Here is a 1524-nt window from a genome sequence, read left to right on the forward strand (position 1 = left end):
GGTGTTAGACAAACTCAATGCGAGCGGTTAAAAGTTCGTTGGTAGAGGACAGCTTGTAGTTTAAAATTTTCATAAACGCAGTAAGGTTTGGTTGTGTATAAAAGGGATGTGGTTGTCTTTTGTGTTTTCACCCAATGGGTGAAGCGGTTTTTTAGTTGAAATCATTATACCAGTTGGGGTTTGTGCGTTTTTTTAATTTCTATTTTTGGATTAGGGGAAAGTCTCAATTCCAAGAGTTAGTATCAGGCATGGTAAAATACGACCTTGAAAATAATGATTTTGGCGGTAAAGAATGATTAAAAAAATAGCAAGAAAAATTTTTCCAAATTTCTATACAAAATTAGGGAAAGTGAAACGAAGCATAGTAGCAAGAAAGCTTAAAAAAGAGCATCCAAACACTAAAATATTTCATGATAACCATATAAAACTATACTCTCAGCACAATCAGGATTATATAGTTTATAACAATTTTTTTAAAAATAAAAAAGGTGTTTTTTGTGATGTGGGTGGAAATCATCCATTGAATATAAATAATACCCTGTATTTTGAAGAAATAGGCTGGGAAGGACTAGCATTTGAGCCGCTACCAAGCATGAAACCATTATGGGAAAAACACAGAAAGGCAAAGTTTTTTTCATTTGGAGTTTCAGATAAAGAAAAGGAGGTTGCTTTTTCTGTTGTAAAAGATGTAACGGGTTGGGAGAATATGCTCTCTTTTGTTAAAAGTACAGGGAAACAGAATCTGGATCTTGAAACACAAGATATCATCATCCAAGTAAAGCCTCTAAAAGATATTTTTGAAAGGGAGGGTATTACCCATATAGATTATATGTCTATAGATATAGAAGGACATGAATTAAATGCATTAAAAGGCATTGATTTTAATAAAGTAAGAATAAATGTTTTAACAATAGAAGTTTCTACCTTTGCGAATTCAATACAGGAAATAGAAGAAATTAGGCAGCTGATGCGTGAAAATGACTATATTTTATGGGGAATAATTGTAGGATTAGATGATATTTATGTGCATAAAAACTTTTTAAATTAAATGAGACCTTTGCATAAATCAACCAAAAGCCGCCAATCTGGTAAAATAACACCCATCTAAAACAACCCTAAAAACAACACAAAATGTCTTGGAAAAACACCCAACAATCCTCACTTGCAAATGCCTTAGTTATCGAACACAAATCTCTATCAGAGCTTGACGATGTTCACAACATCATCAATTGGAATGAGATAGGGCAAACCTCTCAAGTCTATACTCGTCAGCACATGGTGCACCAGCTTACCCACCACTGATGATGTTTAAAATTCTGGTACTGTAAATTCAATGTGAACACTTTTTAAATATTTGTTATTTTTTGCTTGCAAGGCTCATCATCCTAACGAAAGCAAAGTTTCGAACAACCTCCCTACGTTGTTCTCTTTGTTTAGCAGATTTCTCGATCCAATCACCCATATTTCCATATTAATCATCATTATTCCACTCATAATTTTTGTATGAGCTAGAAAGTATAAAAC

General features: G+C 33.2%; 1 protein-coding gene and 1 pseudogene. Both read left to right on the forward strand.

Features of this window, described 5'->3' with window-relative positions; translation table 11 throughout:
* The first annotated feature begins 292 nt into the window (after positions 1-292).
* Positions 293-1048 (forward strand): FkbM family methyltransferase, encoded by a 756-nt coding sequence (locus tag BAZSYMA_RS07250; protein WP_090717218.1) that lies wholly within the window; start codon positions 293-295, stop codon positions 1046-1048.
* 83 nt (positions 1049-1131) lie between these two features.
* Positions 1132-1325 (forward strand): annotated as a pseudogene (locus BAZSYMA_RS10700) (transposase); the annotation flags it as partial.
* Between the last annotated feature and the right edge of the window lie 199 nt (positions 1326-1524).

Source organism: Bathymodiolus azoricus thioautotrophic gill symbiont (assembly GCF_001298715.1).
Lineage (GTDB): Bacteria > Pseudomonadota > Gammaproteobacteria > PS1 > Pseudothioglobaceae > Thiodubiliella.

Bases quoted from the DNA above. Each gene is read 5' to 3' on its own strand.
- BAZSYMA_RS07250 (WP_090717218.1), top strand. From the start codon at position 293: ATGATTAAAAAAATAGCAAGAAAAATTTTTCCAAATTTCTATACAAAA.